Here is an 18058-nt window from a genome sequence, read left to right as displayed (position 1 = left end):
AATATGGCCACGCGCCACGACATTCGAAACGTCGCCATCGTCGCCCACGTCGACCACGGCAAGACCACCATCGTCGACGGCATGCTGAAGCAGGCCGGTGCCTTCGCCGCCCACCAGCTCGACTCGGTCGACGACCGCATGATGGACTCGAACGACCTGGAGCGTGAGAAGGGCATCACGATCCTCGCCAAGAACACGGCGGTGAAGTACCACCCCAAGGACGGCGGGGAGCCCATCACGATCAACATCATCGACACCCCCGGCCACGCCGACTTCGGTGGCGAGGTCGAGCGCGGTCTGTCGATGGTGGACGGTGTCGTGCTGCTCGTCGACGCCTCCGAGGGCCCGCTGCCGCAGACCCGCTTCGTGCTGCGCAAGGCGCTCCAGCAGCGGCTGCCCATCATCCTGTGCATCAACAAGACGGACCGTCCGGACTCCCGGATCGACGAGGTCGTCAACGAGACCTACGACCTCTTCCTCGACCTGGACGCCGACGAGGAGCAGATCGAGTTCCCGATCGTCTACGCCTGCGGCCGCGACGGCATCGCCTCGCTGACCAAGCCGGAGGACGGCACGGTCCCGGCGGACTCCGACAGCCTGGAGCCGTTCTTCTCCACCATCCTGCAGACCATCCCGGCCCCGTCCTACGACGAGGACGCCCCGCTGCAGGCCCACGTCACCAACCTGGACGCGGACAACTTCCTCGGCCGTATCGCGCTGCTGCGCGTGCACCAGGGCGAGCTGAAGAAGGGCCAGACGGTCGCGTGGATGAAGCGCGACGGCTCGGTGTCCAACGTCCGCATCTCCGAGCTGATGATGACCGAGGCGCTCACCCGCAAGCCCGCCGAGAAGGCCGGCCCGGGTGACATCTGCGCGGTCGCCGGTATCCCCGAGATCATGATCGGCGAGACCCTGGCCGACCCCGAGAACCCCGTCGCGCTGCCGCTGATCACGGTCGACGAGCCCGCGATCTCGATGACCATCGGCACCAACACCTCCCCGCTGGTCGGCCGCGGCGGCACCGGCAAGGGCGCCGACAACAAGGCGGCCGTCAAGGACCGCAAGGTCACCGCCCGCCAGGTCAAGGACCGCCTGGACCGCGAGCTGATCGGTAACGTCTCGCTGCGCGTGCTGGAGACCGACCGCCCCGACGCCTGGGAGGTGCAGGGCCGCGGTGAGCTGGCGCTGGCCATCCTCGTGGAGACCATGCGCCGGGAGGGCTACGAGCTGACCGTCGGCAAGCCCCAGGTGGTCACCAAGGACGTCGACGGCAAGGTCTACGAGCCGGTCGAGCGCATGACCATCGACGTGCCCGAGGAGCACATGGGCGCCGTCACGCAGCTCATGGGTGTCCGCAAGGGCCGCATGGACAACATGTCCAACCACGGCTCCGGCTGGGTGCGCATGGAGTTCGTGGTGCCCTCGCGAGGACTGATCGGATTCCGGACGGAGTTCCTCACCCAGACCCGCGGCACCGGAATCGCCCACTCCATCCACGAGGGCCACGAGCCGTGGTTCGGCACCCTGCAGACCCGTAACAACGGCTCGCTGGTCGCCGACCGCTCCGGCGCCGTCACGGCGTTCGCGATGACGAACCTCCAGGAGCGCGGCGTGCTCTTCGTGGAGCCCGGCACCGAGGTGTACGAGGGCATGATCGTCGGCGAGAACAGCCGCTCCGACGACATGGACGTCAACATCACCAAGGAGAAGAAGCTCACCAACATGCGGTCGTCCACGGCCGATGTGGCCGAGTCGATCGTCCCGCCGCGCAAGCTCTCGCTGGAGCAGTCGCTGGAGTTCTGCCGCGACGACGAGTGCGTCGAGGTCACTCCCGAGGCCGTTCGCATCCGCAAGGTGAATCTGGACGCCCGCGAGCGCGCCCGCGCCGCGAGCCGCGCCAAGCACGGCTGATCCGGCGGCCGTTCGGCACCGATAGCAGCAACGCGAAGCCCGGGTCCCCCATGGTGGGGGGATCCGGGCTTTTTGCAACCGGTTTTCCGGCGCCGGGTGTCCGGATTGCGGAGATCCCCGCCCGATACCCATGTAACACGTCCGTTTCGCGGCCTTCTCCGAGCGAACGCTTTGTCCAGATTTTGGAAGGTCTACACGGCAGCTGTGACTGAATTGAGATTTAAAGACAGTGGTCGGTACTTGGCGCATGGCAGATAGTTAGCCGCGTAGCGCTCGGGTCAATGGGTCTCGCGCTGTGGGGACAGCGCCGGCTCACGAGCACCAGGGGGTGTCTGACCCTCCGTCAGGGGTGTCGGAGGAAAGACGTCAACCCCCTCTTGTCGGTGAACGCGTTGAGTCACTAGGAGGAACCCATGTGCGGTGTCATGCGCACCAGGTGGGTCATGCCGTCCGTTTCCGTCGATCCGGGCGCGGCGCGGGGCAGTTGCCGCTAGGTCGGTGACCGGCGGATCCATGCCGCCGTTCAACTACGCGCGTCCGGCTGCGGGTTTCCCGCATGCCCCGGGGTGCCCCGACGTTTCTTCATGATCCGATCCGCGACCACGCACACCCTGCGACGGTCGTGGGTTCGGCACACCCACACCTGTGAAACGGACGAACTGTGACAAGTCCTATCGACATCGAGGGCGGCGGGAGTTCGGTCGTCGTCGACGGCGAACCAGAGCCGAAGACGAAGCCCGAGGACGAGACGCTCGTCGGCCGGTCACCCGGCCAGCTGATGTGGCTCCGCTTCAAGCGCGACCGCACCGGCGTGATCTCCGCGTACATCGTCATCTTCTTCTTCGTGGTCGGACTGCTCGCCCCGCTGATCGCCAAGCTGTACGGCAAGGACCCGTACACGGTCTTCGCCGACGAGCGCCCGGAACTGTTCGACAGCGCGGGCGTGCCGATCCAGCCCAACGGCGGCATCAGCGGCGAGTTCTGGTTCGGGCTCGAACCGGGCAACGGCTACGACGTGTTCACCAAGCTGCTCTACGGCATCCGCAACTCCCTGGGCATCTCGCTCGCGGTGACCCTGGCGACGGTGCTGACCGGCATCATCCTGGGCGTGGCGGCCGGCTACCTCGGCGGCAAGACGGACTTCATCATCAGCCGGGTCATCGACTTCCTGCTGGCCATTCCGTCCCAGCTGTTCTTCATCGCGAGCATGCCCGTCGTGGTCTCCCTGTTCGTCAGCCCGCGCGACGAGACCCCGGTCTATGTCCGGGTGGTGGCGCTGATCTCGGTGATGTGGGTCCTGGGCTGGATGAGCCTGGCGCGCATTCTGCGCGGTACCGCACTGGCGCTCAGGGAACGGGAGTTCATCGAGGCGGCCAAGGTCAGCGGGGCGCCCCCGGGCCGGATCATCCGCAAGGAGATCCTGCCGAACGTGGTCACCCCGATCCTGGTGCAGGCGACCTACATGCTGCCGAACTTCGTGACCGCGGAGGCCGGTCTGTCCTTCCTCGGCGTGGGCCTGGTGGAACCGACCCCGGACTGGGGCCAGATGTTCTCCAAGGCGGCCACCGAGCTCGTGATGCAGAACGACATCACCTACATGTTCTTCCCGGGCATCTCGATGATCATCTTCATCGTGGCCTTCAACCTGCTCGGGGACTCGGTCCGGGACGCCTTCGATCCCAAGACGGCCCGCTGACCGAGGCGTTGAGGGGCGCCTCGCCCGACCTCCGGCCGACAACACGACTGTTCGGCGGACAGCACGTCACTTCATCAGCAACTGATGAACAACAAGAAATGGGTGGGAAAAAGTGATGGGTAAGGGTGGACGCCACGCGTACGCCGCGGTCTCACTCCTCGCGGCGGGAGCCCTTGTGCTCACCGGCTGCAGCGAGGGCGGCAGTGAGGGCAGCGGCGACAAGAACAAGCAGGACCAGGAGAACGCCCAGCGCCAGCAGGCCGGCATCGAGTTCGGCGACGCGAAGGCCTCGACGGGTCCCGCCGCCGAGGTCCCCGGTGCCAAGCCGGGCGGCACGATCACGGTCATGCAGCGCGACAGCTTCGCGCACCTGGACCCGGGCCAGATCTACGTCTCCGACGAGATGGCCCTGTCGCAGCTGATCCACAGAGGCCTGACCGGCTACAAGGCCACCGGCGACGACGGCAAGGAGCACGAGGTCGTCGGCGACCTGGCCACCGACTCCGGCACCACCGACGACGGCGGCAAGACCTGGAAGTACACGCTGAAGGACGGGATCAAGTGGGCCGACGGCTCGCCGATCACCTCCAAGGACGTGCGCCACACCTTCGAGCGCCTGTTCGCGCCGTTCATCTCCAACGGCCCGACCTTCATCCAGCAGTGGCTCGCCGACACCCCGGGCACGGCGTACCGCAAGCTGCTCAAGGACGGTCCGTACAAGGGCAAGCACCTGCCGGACAGCATCATCGAGACGCCGGACGACAAGACGATCCTGTTCAAGTTCAAGTCCGCCCGGCCGGACCTGCCGTACGCCCTCGCCATGGCGGGCTACTCGATCGTGTCGGAGGAGAACGACACGAAGCAGAAGTACGACAAGGAGCCGATGACGGCCGGTCCGTACAAGATCGAGGAATTCAAGTCCGGCAAGTCCATGAAGCTGGTGAAGAACACCAACTGGGACCCGAAGACGGACCCGATCCGGCACCAGTACGTCGACACGTTCAACTTCCAGTTCAACAAGCAGTACGAGGACTCCACCAAGGCGATCCTCGACGACTCGGGCGCCAACGCGACCGCGATCAGCTTCAGCAACCAGGTCGACGCGGGCAACCTGTCCAAGGTGCTCAACGACAAGTCGCTGGACAAGCGCCGTGTCTCCGGCTACCAGCCGTACGTGGGCCAGATGAACGTGAACCTGTCCCACAAGGAGATGCAGGACAAGACGGTCCGTGAGGCCATCGCCTACGCCCTGCCCGTCACCCCGTTCGTCCGCGCCTACGGCGGCAACGACGCGATGGAGGTCGCCGGCGGTCTGATCAGCCCGACCGTCACCGGCTACGACCCGACCTTCGACCCGTTCGGCAAGAAGAAGAAGCCCGCGGGTGACCCGGAGAAGGCCAAGGCGCTGCTGGAGAAGGCCGGCAAGACGGGCCTGAAGCTGACCTTCGGCTACATCAACACCCCCGAGGGCCAGCAGTACTCCACCGCCATGGCGGCGGGCCTGGAGAAGGCCGGCTTCGACGTCCAGCGCCAGGAGATCCCGGCCGAGACGTACTACGACCAGATCAGCAAGGTCGACAACAACTTCGACATCTACCACACCGCGTGGGGTGCTGACTGGCCGTCCGCCTCGACTGTCATCCCGCCGCTGTACGACGGCCGCCAGATCCAGGACGGCGCCTCGAACTACTCGCACATCGACGACCCGAAGGTCAACGCCGACATCGACAAGGCGTCCACCATCACCGACCCGGTGAAGGCGGCCGAGGCCTGGAACGAGATCAACGAGTACATCGTCAAGGAGATCGTCTCCAACATCCCGACGGCGTACTACAAGCAGACCCAGATCGCCGGTTCCAAGATCGGTGGCCTGGTGTACGACGACGTCATCGGTGGCGTCGACCCGCGCCGGCTGTTCGTGAAGTAACCCCTTCCCGACCGCGGTGCCCGGTGCGCCCCGTCCCGCGACGGGGCGCACCGCGCCGCACGGCATTCGAGTCCGAAAGCTGCCACTGAGATGCTGCGCTTCCTCTTCCGCCGGACCCTCGGCTCGATCGTGATCCTGATCCTGCTGACCGTCGTCGCCTTCCTGCTCTTCTTCGGCATGCCCCGTGATCCGGCGCTGCTGATGTGCGGCAAGACGTGTACGCCCGAGGCACTGGACAACATCCATCGCACGCTCGGCATCGACAAGTCGATCCCCGAGCAGTTCTGGATCTTCCTCCAGGGGATCGTCATGGGCCGCGACGACTTCGCCCAGGGACCGTGCCCCGCCCCCTGTTTCGGCTACTCGTACCACACCAACGAGCAGGTCTGGTCCACCCTGATGGACCGGCTGCCGCTGACCGTCTCGCTCGCGCTCGGTGCCACCGTGGTGTTCCTCTTCGTCGGCCTCGGCACCGGCATGATCGCCGCCTGGCGGCGCGGAACACTGGTGGACAAGTCCTTCACCGCGGGCTCCATGGTGCTCAGCTCCATGCAGATCTACTTCCTGGGCCCGCTGGCCATGGCCGTGCTGGTTTACCAGACCCATCTCTTCGACGAGCCCCGCTACACCGAACTCACCAAGGATCCGCTCGACTGGTTCACCGGGCTGATCATCCCGTGGGTGGTGCTGTCCACGATCTTCGCCGCGCAGTACACCCGTATGGCGCGCTCCTCGATGATCGAACAGCTCCAGGAGGAACACGTCCGCACCGCCCGGGCCAAGGGCATGAGCAGACGCTATGTCTTCTTCCGGTACGCCTGGCGCGGTTCGCTCATCCCGATCGTCACCATCCTCGGTATCGACCTCTCCTCGATGCTGGGCGGCGCGATCATCACCGAGTACACCTTCGGACTGCCCGGCCTCGGGCATCTGGCCGTGGAATCGGTGCAGTTCAGCGATCTGCCGCTGCTGCTGGGCGTGATGCTCTTCGCCGCCGCCGTGATCCTGCTCTGCAACATCGTCGTGGATGCCGTGTACGCCGTGATCGACCCGCGCGTGCGGCTGTCCTAGCCGCCCCTTAGGAGCACTTCGTGACCACTATGACCAAGGAGGCCGGGGCCCCCGTCCCGGCCGGCGCGGGCACGTTCCTGTCGGTGCGGGACCTGCACGTCAGCTTCCGGACCGAGGACGGCATTGTCCGCGCCGTCGACGGCCTCTCCTTCGACCTCGAACGCGGCCGTACCCTCGGCATCGTCGGGGAGTCGGGCTCCGGGAAGTCCGTCACCAACCTGACCATTCTCGGCCTGCACAACCCGATGTTCACCAGCGTCGAGGGCGAGATCCTGCTGGACGGGCAGGAGTTGACCACCGCCAAGGAGTCGGAGCTGGAGCGGCTGCGCGGCAACAAGGTCGCGATGATCTTCCAGGACCCGCTGACCGCGCTCTCCCCGTACTACACGGTGGGCCGGCAGATCGCCGAGCCGTACATGAAGCACCGGGGCGCCTCCAAGAAGGAGGCCTGGGACCGGGCCGTGGAGATGCTCGGCAAGGTCGGCATCCCCAACCCCAAGGAGCGGGCGAAGGACTATCCGCACCAGTTCTCCGGCGGTATGCGCCAGCGCGCGATGATCGCCATGGCGCTGGTCTGCGACCCGGACCTGCTGATCGCGGACGAGCCGACGACCGCGCTCGACGTGACCGTGCAGGCGCAGATCCTGGACCTGCTCAAGGACCTCCAGCAGGAGTTCGGCTCCGCGATCATCTTCATCACCCACGACCTCGGCGTCATCGCGGACATGGCCGACGACATCATGGTGATGTACGCGGGCGGCGCCATCGAGCGGGGCTCGGCCCGTGAAGTGCTCAGGGCGCCGCAGCACCCGTACACCTGGGGTCTGCTGAACTCGATGCCGCGGATCAACTCGGACCTCGGCGCGCCGCTGGCGCCCATTCCGGGCTCCCCGCCCTCGCTGCTGAAGCCGCCGTCGGGCTGCCGGTTCCATCCGCGCTGCACCTTCCAGGACCGGGTGGGCGGCGACCGCTGTGCGAGCGAACGCCCGCTGCTGGGCCCGGACCGGGCCTCCGCCTGTCATCTGACGGCGGAGCAGAAGCAGACCATCTTCATCGAAGAGATCAAGCCCCGGCTGGGCTAGGGCCAGGAGGACACGTCATGACAGAGGACCTCGTCCTCCCAGCTCCCCGGAAGGCCGAACTCGGGGAGCCGCTGCTCAAGGTGGAGGGGCTGACCAAGCACTTCCCGGTCAAGGGCGGCTTCCCGATCCGCCGCACGGTGGGTCATGTCCAGGCCGTGGACGGCATCGACCTGTCCGTGCACGTCGGGGAGAGCTTCGGCCTGGTGGGGGAGTCGGGCTGCGGCAAGTCCACCACCGGGCGGCTGATCACCCGGCTGATGGAGCCGTCGGCGGGCACGATCTCGTACCAGGGCAAGGACATCACCCACGCCAGCCGCAAGCAGTTGGCGCCGATCCGGTCCGAGATCCAGATGATCTTCCAGGACCCGTATTCGTCGCTGAACCCCCGGCAGACGGTCGGCAAGATCATCTCCGGTCCGATGGAGATCAACGGGATCAACCCGGAGGGCGGGCGCGAGAAGCGCGTACGCGAGCTGCTGGAGATCGTGGGCCTGAACCCCGAGCACTACAACCGCTTCCCGCACGAGTTCTCCGGCGGCCAGCGCCAGCGCATCGGTGTCGCCCGCGCGCTGGCCCTGGAGCCGAAGCTGATCGTCGCCGACGAGCCGGTCTCGGCCCTGGACGTCTCCATCCAGGCCCAGGTCGTCAACCTGCTCCAGAAGGTGCAGCAGGAACTGGGCATCGCGTTCCTGTTCATCGCCCACGACCTCGCGGTCGTACGGCACTTCTCGCAGCGCGTCGCGGTCATGTACCTCGGCAAGATCATCGAGGTCGGGGACAGGGACTCCATCTACACCCGCCCGCGCCACCCCTACACCCACGCCCTGCTCTCCGCGGTGCCCGAGGTGAACCTGGCGGACGAGTCGGCGCCGGCCAGGGAACGCATCCGCCTCGCCGGTGACGTCCCGTCCCCCATCTCCCCGCCGTCCGGCTGCCGCTTCCGCACCCGGTGCTGGAAGGCCCAGGACAAGTGCGCCACCGAGGAACCCCCGCTGGTGCGCCTGTCCGGCAACCACGAGGGCCACCTGACGGCCTGCCACTTCCCGGAGGACCCGACCACGGAGGCCCGCGCCGAGGACATCGTCCTGGACCCGGCACTGGCGGCACTGGAGGAGTCGCTGGAGGAGACGAACACGGAGACGAACACCGACTCGGGCGAGAGGCCGAGCAAGGAGAAGTGACAACGCCGGCGGCCCGACCGGGCGCGGACTCCCGCACCCCGTCGGGCCGTTACGCCCGCCCCGCGACAGTGATGATCTCCGGGCTCGTGGTGGTCAGGGGGCCACGTCCCCAGTCCCCGTACCGCTCGGCCACCGCGAGCCCGGACGCCCCCAGCAGGCGGTCCAGTTGAGGGGTGTCGAGGAAGCGCAGGGTGCTTCGGCTGACGACCGGGCGGGTCCAGCGGTCGCTGTCGTAGGTCTCGGTGAAGGTCACGCGGTCGCCGACGACCGGCTCGCACACCTCGTGCCACACCCGAACGGTTCCGCCGGAGCCGTCGGGTATCTCCCGCACCCGGTCCGGGCGCCAGGACTCCCAGGCGCGCGCGGCCGGGTTCCGCGTCTCGAAGACGAACCGTCCGCCGGCCGTGAGCGCGGAGCGCACCGCCCGCATCGCGTCCAGCAACTCCTCGTCACAGGTGAGGACTTGGAAGGCGTGCCCGGTCATCACGACCAGGTCGAACTCGCCCTCCCAGCGTGTACTGCGCAGATCCCCGAGCACCCACTCCCCGCCCGGGTCCGCACGCCGCGCCTGCAACAGCATCGCGGCGGCCGGGTCCAGCCCGACCATCCGTCCCGGGTGTCCCTCGGCGCGGGCCCGCCGCAGCAACTGCCCGGTCCCGCAGCCCACATCGAGGACGGACCGCGCCTGCCGGACGTATCCGAGACAGAAGTCGTCGCCCGGGCCCCACGGGTTGAGCGTGTCGTAGAGCGCGGCGACGGAGAGATCGGCGAACGAACGGTCGACCACGGGAAAAGTCTTTCATACCGGTGACGGCGGGCCGGGGAGAACGGAACAGGGCCCGTGCCGGGGAAGGCACGGGCCCTCGCTCCCCTTGGAAAGCGGACGTTCATGGGCTCGGGTCAATGGGCCGGTGAAAGTCCGTTCCGACGGCGGCGGCTGACGGAAAGGGGTGTTGTCAGGCCGCGGCCCCGGGGTCCTTGGCGAGACGCTGCGCCGGTACGTCGACGTCCGTCTCGGGGTAGTGGCAGGCGGTCAGGTGACCCGGCTTGTTGCCCTCGACCTGCACCAGCGGCGGCGCCTCGGAGGCGCACTTCTCCGTCGCCTTCCAGCAACGGGTGCGGAAGCGGCAGCCGGACGGCGGGTTGATGGGCGAGGGCACGTCACCGGTCAGGCGGATCCGCTCACGCGCGGGCTTGTCGTCCGCCGACGCCTCCGGCACGGCGGACAGCAGCGCCCGCGTGTAGGGGTGGCGCGGGTTGCCGTACAGGTCGTCGCGGTCGGCGATCTCGACGATCTTGCCCAGGTACATGACCGCGACGCGCTGCGAGAAGTGCCGTACGACGGCCAGGTCGTGGGCGATGAAGACGAACGCGATGCCCAGCTCGCGCTGCACCTTCTGGAGCAGGTTGACGACCTGCGCCTGGATGGAGACGTCGAGCGCGGAGACCGGTTCGTCGGCGACGATCAGCTTCGGCTCCAGGGCCAGCGCGCGGGCGACACCGATGCGCTGGCGCTGACCGCCGGAGAACTCGTGCGGGAAGCGGTTGTAGTGCTCGGGGTTGAGACCCACGATCTCCAGCAGCTCGCGTACGCGCTTCTCGCGCCCGCCCTCCGGGTTGATCCCGTTGATCTCCATCGGACCGGAGATGATCTTGCCGACCGTGTGGCGCGGGTTCAGCGAGGCGTACGGGTCCTGGAAGATCATCTGGATCTCGGAGCGGACCGGCGCCAGCTGCTTGCGGTTGGCGTGCGTGATGTCCTGCCCGCGGTACGAGATCGTGCCAGCCGACGGCTCCAGCAGGCGCGTGATCAGCCGGCCCGTCGTCGACTTGCCGCAGCCCGACTCACCGACCAGACCGAGGCTCTCGCCCTCGGCGACCTGGAAGTCCAGCCCGTCCACGGCCTGCACGGCGCCGATCGTGCGCTTGATCGGGAAGCCGCCCTTGATCGGGAAGTGCTTGGTCAGTCCGCTGACGTCCAGGAGCGGTTGCGCGTTGCTCATGATGGTGAAGTCCCGTCTTGTGTACGTCAGTCAGTGCCGGGAACCGGCGAGGTCGGCGAAGAGGTCGTGGCGCTGCTCCATCGGCAGGTGGCAGGCGGAGCCACGGCCGTCGGTCAGCTCCAGCAGCGGCCGCTCGGAGGAGCACAGCCCGCCCTCGACCTTGTCGGCGAAGGCGCACCGCGGGTGGAACCGGCAGCCGGGCGGCGGGGTGAGCAGCGAGGGCGGGGCACCCGGGATCGGCGACAGCGGCACGTCGACCGGGCCCTCCAGGCTCGGCATCGAGCTGAGCAGCCCCACGGTGTAGGGGTGCTGCGGGGTGCGCAGCACCTCCTCCTTGGAGCCCCGCTCCACGCACCGGCCGCCGTACATCACGAGCACGTCGTCCGCGATGTCGGCGATGACGCCGAGGTCGTGGGTGATGAAGATGATCGCGGTGCCGAACTCCTGCTGGAGGTCCTTGAGCAGGTCCAGGATCTGCGCCTGCACGGTCACGTCGAGCGCGGTCGTCGGCTCGTCCGCGATCAGCAGCTCGGGGTCGCAGACCAGGGCCATGGCGATCATCGCGCGCTGGCGCATACCGCCGGAGAACTGGTGCGGGTAGTCGTCCACCCGGACGTCCGGCTGCGGGATCCCGACCCGGCGCAGCATCTCGATCGCCCGCGCCCGGGCCTCCTTCTTGGAGGCGCCGGTGTGCTTGCGGTACGTCTCACCGATCTGGGTGCCGATGGTGTGGAACGGCGACAGCGAGGCCAGCGCGTCCTGGAAGATCATCGACATCTTGTTGCCGCGCAGCCGCTCCAGTTCCTTCTCGGAGGCGGTGAGCAGCTCCTTGCCGTCGAGCAGGATCTCCCCGTCGATGGTGGTGCGGCGGCGGTCGTGCAGACCCAGGATCGTCAGGTTGGTGACGGACTTGCCGGAGCCCGACTCACCGACGATGCCCAGCGTCCGGCCCTTGGCGAGGTCGAAGCTGAGCCCGTCGACGGCCTTGACGATGCCGTCCTCGGTGGAGAAGTGGACCTGAAGGTCCCTGACGGAGAGGAAGGGCTGCTGATCGGTGCTCGTCACGGGGACGCTCCTGAGGGGGTGATGCGATGGGTCGGGGGTGGGGCGGAGGTCAGGCGAGCCGGATCCGCGGGTCGATGAGGGCGTAGACGGCGTCCACGATGATGTTGAAGAAGACGATCGCGCCGGCCGCGAGCAGGGTCACCCCGAGCAGCATCGGCAGGTCGCTCTGGTCCACCGACGCCACCGCGAGCCGGCCCACGCCGTGCAGGCTGAAGGTCGACTCGGTGATGATCGCGCCGCCGATCAGCGTGCCGAGGTCGATGCCGAACAGCGTCACGATCGGGCCCATCGCACCGCGCCAGGCGAACCGGAAGAACACATTGGACCGCGACAGACCCTTGGCGCGGGCCGTGCGCACGTAGTCCTCGCTGAGCTGCTCGACCATCTGGGAGCGGGTCATACGGGTGTAGTTGGCGGTGAAGATGATCGCCAGGACGATCCAGGGCAGCAGCAGCCCGGAGAACCAGGAGCCCGGGTCCTCCAGCAGCGTCTTGTTGTCCTGGGGCTGGTCGAGCCAGCCGAGCTTGGCGACGAAGACGAACATCGCGATGTAGCCGACGAAGTAGATCTGCAGCGAGGAGCCGAGCAGCGACGCCGAGCTGGCGAACTTGTCCAGGAACTGGCCCTGCTTGAGCGCGGCGAGCATGCCCGCGCCGACACCGAGGACCAGGAAGATGGCGGCGGCACCGAAGGCCAGCGACAGCGTCGTGGGCAGCCGGTCCATGATCGTGTCGAAGACCGGCACGTTGTTGGCGAAGGAGTAGCCGAAGCACGGCGCGTCGCAGTGCCCGAAGCCGGCGTAGTCCCGACCGACGAAGACACCCTTCAGCCAGTCCCAGTACTGCACCGGGATGGAGTTGTCGATGCCCAGGTTCTTCCGGATCTGCGCGAGGTTCTCAGGCGTGCAGTTCTTGCCGCAGGACATCATCGCGGGGTCACGCGGTACGGCGTAGAAAAGCCAGAAGGTGATGGCACTGATGATCAACAGGATGACCATCGCGCCGAAGACTCGGCGGACAAGGAAGCGGAACATGAGGCGTGACTTTCCGGACGGGGCGCCGTCGCCGGGAGGGAGTTAGAGGGGGGTGGGCCACAGGGGGCGGCCATCGGAATGACCGCCCCCGAGAGGTCTGCTGCGCTTACTTCTTGGCGTAGAGCTTGCAGAGCGCGACGCAGGTGTTGGCGTTGTCCCACAGGACGTTGCCGACCTTGGAGCCGTAGATGTAGTTACGGATCTTGTGGTAGTCCGGGACGACCGCGGCGAGCTCGCAGATCATCTTGTCGACCTCACCCCAGGCCTTGTTGGCCTCCTCGACGTCCGCGATCCGGGCGGCGGCGTCGATCGCCTTGTTCACGTTCGGGTCGTTCAGCTGGGCGTAGTTGCTGCGGCCGTCGCCGATGTTCTCGCCGTGCCAGGTCGGGCGGAACTCGGAGTAGCCGTTCGGCCAGTCCGGGCTCCAGCCGGCGCCGAACAGGTCGAAGCCGTTGTCGATCTTGCCGATCTGGGTGTAGAAGGTCGACTTGTCGACCTGCTTGTTGACGACCTTGAAGCCGGCCTCCTCCAGGGCGTTCTTGACCGCGACGGCGACCTTCACCTGGGTGTCCGACTGCTGGTAGGCGATGACCAGCTTGTAGCCGAGCTTGCCGGCCTCCTTCAGGAGGGCCTTGGCCTTCTCGGGCTGGCCGCCCGGGTGCTTCTTCACGTCGTACAGGTCGAACGGCGTGTAACCGGGGGTGACCGGCGCGAAGATCGTGGTGGCGATCTCGGTGGTGGCCGGGCCGCCGTTGATCGTCTGGATCTGCTGGTGCGGCCAGGCGTAGTTGATGGCCTGGCGGACCTTCTTGTCCGTGACGCGGGTCGTGTTGATCGGCGCGTAGTACGTCGCCGTGTCGACCGCGGTCAGGACGCGCTTCTTCAGGTCGGCGTTGGTGAGGACCTGGGCGACGCGCTCGGGGGCGATCTCGTTGAAGATCGGCACCGCGTACTGGTCGTCACCCTTGTCGGCGATCCAGCGGTCGGTGGAGGCGACCAGCTCGTAGCCCATCTGGAAGACGTACTTGTCCGGGTAGGCGTTGCGGATCGAGTCCGTCTTCGGGTCCCAGTGCTCGTTGCGCACGAAGGTCATCTGCTTGCCGATGTTGCGGCTGTCGATCTTGTACGGGCCGCAGGAGAACGGACGCTGGTCGTACTTCTCCTTGGTGTCCTTGGCCTTCGGGACCAGGGAGTAACCGCGCATGGCGAGCGTGTAGTTGAAGTCGACGCGCGGCTCCTTCAGACGGAAGGTGACCGTCTTGCCGTCGATCTCGATGGAGTCGAGGCTCTTGCCGTCGAAGGGGCCCTTGTACTTGTCGCCGCCCTCAAGGAAGTCCTGGACGTAGCGCGGACCCTCGGTGACGAAGGAGGCGTACAGCCGCTCGAAGGTGTGGCGGACGTCGTCCATGGAGAGGTCGGAGCCGTCCTCCCACTTGATGCCGTCCTTGATGGTGAAGGACCAGGTCTTGCCGCCGTCCTTCATGGTGCCGGCGTCGGTGGCGACGTCACCGACGAGGGTGGCGTTGCCCTTCTCGTCCAGCTTGTAGCCGGTCAGACCGCGCATGATCGGCACGGTGATGGCGGCCTCGGTCGAGACGTAGATCTGCGCCGGGTCCATGTGGTCCATGTCGAACTGCTGGAACGAGTAGATCGTCCCGCCCTTGGCCGCGCCCTTGACCTCGGGGGCCGGACCGGTGGAGTCGGCCTTGGTGCCCACCGGGATCTCGGTGGTCTTGGACCCGGAGACCTTGGGGGCGTCGTTCTTGGAGGAGCCCCCCTCGCCGCCGCTGCCGCAGGCGGTCAGTACCGAGGCCGAGGCCGCGGCGACGCCAGTGGCGATCATGAAGTTTCTGCGCGAGAAGGACATCGCAATCCTGCCTTCGAGTTCTGGATAGATGAGTGGAAAACCGGCACCCCGGCGCCGTCGCCGCGGTCCTGAAACAGCCGGCGTCAGCGCTTGGACTTGGGGTCGAGAGCGTCGCGTACCGAGTCACCGAGGAGGTTGAACGCGAGCACGAAGATCACCATGGACAGGCCCGGGAAGAGCATGAAGGTGAGGTCCTCGGTGTAGAACTGGGCGCCGCGCTGGATCATGACGCCCCAGTCCGGGGTCGGGTCGATCATGCCGACACCCAGGAAGGCGAGGCCCGCCTCGGCGGTGACGAACGCCGGGAGCATGAGCGTGGACTGGATGATGATCGGCGTCCACAGGTTGGGCAGCAGTTCCTTGAACACGATGCGCTTCGGGGAGGCGCCCGTGACCTTGGCGGCCTCGACGAACTCCCGCTCGCGCAGGCCGAGGACCTGGCCGCGCAGCAGTCGGGCGATGGAGGCCCAGCCGAAGGTGGACAGCACGATGATCAGGGCGAGGGCCCGCAGCCAGGTCGGGATGTTCTCGTCCGGCGCGATGAACAGGCCGTAGACGACCGGCATGAAGGCGATGAAGAACAGCGTGGACGGGAACGACAGCAGGATGTCGATGACCCGGCCCACCAGGTAGTCCGTCTTGCCGCCGAGGTAACCGGCCGTGACGCCGATGACCACGCCGAGGACGGTGGTCAGCAGGGTGGCGGCGACCGCCAGGCCCAGCGAGGTGCGGATCGCGTAGAGCAGGAAGGTGAAGACGTCACGGCCGAGCTGGGGCTCGATACCGAACCAGAACTCGGAGCTCATGCCGCCGTTGGGGCCGGCCGGGTACGCGAACATGTTGAGCAGTTCGGGCCGCTTGCTCGCGTAGGTCGTGTACGGGTCCTTGCCGTACAGCTTGGCTATCAGAGGCGCGCCGAGCGCGATCACGAAGAAGAAGATCACGATGCACGCCGATATGACGCCCGTGCGGTCGCGCTTGAACCGCCGCCAGGCGAGCTGCCCGGGCGAACGGCTCTCGTTGCCCTTCGGGGCGCCAGAAGTGATCGACTTCTCGACGCTCTCGTCGGTCGCCTCAAGCGGGGCAGCCGCTGATGGAGTTGGGGGGGTCATGGTGCTCCTGGCCCAAGGGAGGGTCTGAATGACTCCGCAGGGCGCTCCCCTACGGGCTACGCCGGACTTTTTCAACGCAATTCATTCAAGGTCAATAAATTCTCGGCCGACTTGGTTGCGTCTTTACTTTCTTTGCTCTGTCTTGACTGTTCCGTAGCTACGCGGGTAGCCCAACGTGATCGATCTGTGCCTTGACTCGGACCAACTGGACTATTCGGGCAAGGAGTTCGTTATGCGGACGCCGGTGTGCCGAAATGCGTACATCACGGGGTCCAAAATCAACGGTTCGGCATCGGATGCCGAAGATCCGTTGCACACCCCTTCGAAGATCCATTCGGGCGGGTCCGAATGGGTCAGCCGAGCACCCCGAAAGGTGGGGTGCGTATGCGGATTGCCGCTTTTGCCTTGATATTTGCCGGTAACGGATCAGCGTCTCGGCGCTGGAGGCACAGCGCAGTCAGAGGAGGACTCCATGCGTGGAGCCACGCACGCCAAATGGACCGCATGCGCGGTGGCGGTAGCTCTCGCGGCGACGGCCTGCGGAGGCGGGGACGACGACGGCGGCAGCGGCGGCGACACCAGCGCGGTGCTGAGTGCCTCCTGGGGCGACCCGCAGAACCCGCTGGAGCCCGCCAACACCAACGAGGTGCAGGGCGGCAAGGTCCTCGACATGGTCTTCCGCGGCCTGAAGCGGTACAACCCGGAGACCGGCGCCGCCGAGGACATGCTCGCGGAGTCCATCGAGACCTCCGACTCCCAGAACTTCACCATCAAGATCAAGGACTGGACCTTCAGCAACGGCGAGAAGGTCACCGCCGACTCCTTCGTGGACGCCTGGAACTACGGCGCCAGCCTGAAGAACAACCAGAAGAACGCGTACTTCTTCAGCTACATCGAGGGCTACGACCAGGTCCACCCCGAGGACGGCAGCAAGCAGACCGCCGACACCCTCTCCGGGCTGAAGGTCGTCGACGAGAAGACCTTCACCGTCAAGCTCAACCAGAAGTTCTCGACCTTCCCCGAGACCCTCGGCTACTCCGCCTACGCGCCGCTGCCGAAGGAGTTCTTCAGCGACCACGCCGCCTGGCTGAGCAAGCCCATCGGCAACGGCCCGTACACCATCCAGTCCTACGCCAAGGGCTCGCAGATGTCGCTGCGCGCCTGGGAGGACTACCCCGGCGACGACAAGGCGCAGAACGGCGGCGTGGACCTGAAGGTCTACACCGACAACAACACCGCCTACACCGACCTGCTGGCCGGCAACCTCGACCTGGTCGACGACGTGCCCGCCTCCCAGCTCGCCAACGTCCAGGCCGACCTCGGCGACCGCTACCTCAACACCCCGGCCGGCATCATCCAGACCCTCGCCTTCCCCTACTACGACGAGAAGTGGGACCAGCCGGACTCGGACAAGGTCCGCACCGGGCTGTCGCGGGCCATCGACCGCAAGCAGATCACCGAGACCATCTTCCAGAAGACCCGCACCCCGGCCACCGACTGGACCTCCCCGGTGCTCGGCGAGGAGGGCGGCTTCGAGGAGGGCTTCTGCGGCGACGCCTGCGAGTACGACCCGGACGCGGCCAAGAAGCTCATCGAGGAGGGCGGCGGCCTCCCCGGCGGCCAGGTCAAGATCACGTACAACGCGGACACCGGCTCGCACAAGGACTGGGTGGACGCCGTCTGCAACTCCATCAACAACGCCCTCGACAACGAGAAGGCCTGCGTCGGCAACCCGGTCGGCACCTTCGCCGACTTCCGCAACCAGATCACCGACCTGAAGATGAGCGGCCCGTTCCGCGCGGGCTGGCAGATGGACTACCCGCTCATCCAGAACTTCCTCCAGCCGCTCTACTACACCAACGCCTCCTCCAACGACGGCAAGTGGTCCAACAAGGAGTTCGACGACCTCGTCGACCAGGCCAACGCCGAGGCCGACACCGCCAAGGCGGTCGACCTGTTCAAGCAGGCCGAGGCCGTGGTCCGGGACAACATGGCGGCCATCCCGCTCTGGTACCAGAACGGCAGCGCCGGCTTCTCGGAGCGGCTGTCCAACGTCAAGCTCAACCCGTTCAGCGTGCCCGTCTACAACGAGATCAAGGTCGGCTGAGCC

13 protein-coding genes are annotated in these 18058 nt (G+C 66.8%); 7 read left to right on the top strand and 6 right to left on the bottom strand.

Annotated features, from left to right (window positions below; translation table 11 throughout):
* Nucleotides 1-3 precede the first annotated feature (3 nt).
* From typA to ACZ7L7_RS29025, 6 genes are all read left to right on the top strand, one after another.
* Nucleotides 4-1911 carry a translational GTPase TypA gene (gene typA, locus ACZ7L7_RS29050; protein WP_471591944.1) on the top strand — a complete coding sequence of 636 codons (1908 nt, stop codon included), beginning with the start codon at nucleotides 4-6 and terminating at the stop codon, nucleotides 1909-1911.
* A 661-nt stretch (nucleotides 1912-2572) separates the two neighbouring features.
* Nucleotides 2573-3607, top strand: a complete 1035-nt coding sequence (locus ACZ7L7_RS29045; RefSeq protein ID WP_285510297.1) for an ABC transporter permease — start codon at nucleotides 2573-2575, stop codon at nucleotides 3605-3607.
* 115 nt (nucleotides 3608-3722) lie between these two features.
* Entirely contained in the window at nucleotides 3723-5534 is a 1812-nt protein-coding gene (locus ACZ7L7_RS29040) for an ABC transporter substrate-binding protein (protein WP_285510296.1), read from the top strand.
* 90 nt (nucleotides 5535-5624) lie between these two features.
* Nucleotides 5625-6605 carry an ABC transporter permease gene (locus ACZ7L7_RS29035; protein ID WP_285510295.1) on the top strand — a complete coding sequence of 327 codons (981 nt, stop codon included), beginning with the start codon at nucleotides 5625-5627 and terminating at the stop codon, nucleotides 6603-6605.
* Nucleotides 6606-6625: 20 nt separating this feature from the next.
* Nucleotides 6626-7687 (top strand): ABC transporter ATP-binding protein, encoded by a 1062-nt coding sequence (locus ACZ7L7_RS29030; RefSeq protein ID WP_285510294.1) that lies wholly within the window; start codon nucleotides 6626-6628, stop codon nucleotides 7685-7687.
* Between the two features lie 17 nt (nucleotides 7688-7704).
* Complete coding sequence (locus ACZ7L7_RS29025; RefSeq protein ID WP_285510293.1) at nucleotides 7705-8868, top strand: ABC transporter ATP-binding protein; 1164 nt, start codon at nucleotides 7705-7707, stop codon at nucleotides 8866-8868.
* A 49-nt stretch (nucleotides 8869-8917) separates the two neighbouring features.
* Here ACZ7L7_RS29025 and ACZ7L7_RS29020 read toward each other — a convergent pair whose 3' ends face one another.
* The 6 genes from ACZ7L7_RS29020 to ACZ7L7_RS28995 form a co-directional block, all read right to left on the bottom strand.
* On the bottom strand, nucleotides 8918-9655 hold the full coding sequence (locus ACZ7L7_RS29020; RefSeq protein WP_472077614.1) for a class I SAM-dependent methyltransferase: 738 nt from the start codon (nucleotides 9653-9655) through the stop codon (nucleotides 8918-8920).
* A gap of 169 nt (nucleotides 9656-9824) precedes the next feature.
* Complete coding sequence (locus ACZ7L7_RS29015; RefSeq protein ID WP_285510291.1) at nucleotides 9825-10871, bottom strand: ABC transporter ATP-binding protein; 1047 nt, start codon at nucleotides 10869-10871, stop codon at nucleotides 9825-9827.
* A gap of 30 nt (nucleotides 10872-10901) precedes the next feature.
* Nucleotides 10902-11936 carry an ABC transporter ATP-binding protein gene (locus tag ACZ7L7_RS29010; RefSeq protein WP_285510290.1) on the bottom strand — a complete coding sequence of 345 codons (1035 nt, stop codon included), beginning with the start codon at nucleotides 11934-11936 and terminating at the stop codon, nucleotides 10902-10904.
* Nucleotides 11937-11985: 49 nt separating this feature from the next.
* On the bottom strand, nucleotides 11986-12969 hold the full coding sequence (locus ACZ7L7_RS29005; RefSeq protein ID WP_250751102.1) for an ABC transporter permease: 984 nt from the start codon (nucleotides 12967-12969) through the stop codon (nucleotides 11986-11988).
* Nucleotides 12970-13075: 106 nt separating this feature from the next.
* A complete protein-coding gene (locus ACZ7L7_RS29000; RefSeq protein WP_471427774.1) occupies nucleotides 13076-14812 on the bottom strand; it encodes an ABC transporter substrate-binding protein in 1737 nt (578 codons plus the stop codon).
* A gap of 107 nt (nucleotides 14813-14919) precedes the next feature.
* Nucleotides 14920-15948 carry an ABC transporter permease gene (locus ACZ7L7_RS28995; RefSeq protein ID WP_285510288.1) on the bottom strand — a complete coding sequence of 343 codons (1029 nt, stop codon included), beginning with the start codon at nucleotides 15946-15948 and terminating at the stop codon, nucleotides 14920-14922.
* A 472-nt stretch (nucleotides 15949-16420) separates the two neighbouring features.
* Between ACZ7L7_RS28995 and ACZ7L7_RS28990 the strand changes: the two genes are divergently transcribed.
* On the top strand, nucleotides 16421-18055 hold the full coding sequence (locus ACZ7L7_RS28990) for a peptide ABC transporter substrate-binding protein (RefSeq protein WP_453601941.1): 1635 nt from the start codon (nucleotides 16421-16423) through the stop codon (nucleotides 18053-18055).
* Nucleotides 18056-18058 lie beyond the last annotated feature (3 nt).

This window comes from Streptomyces sp. NPDC110618 (assembly GCF_055657065.1).
Note: the sequence above shows the minus strand (reverse complement) of the source record. Positions and strands in the feature narration are given on the sequence as shown.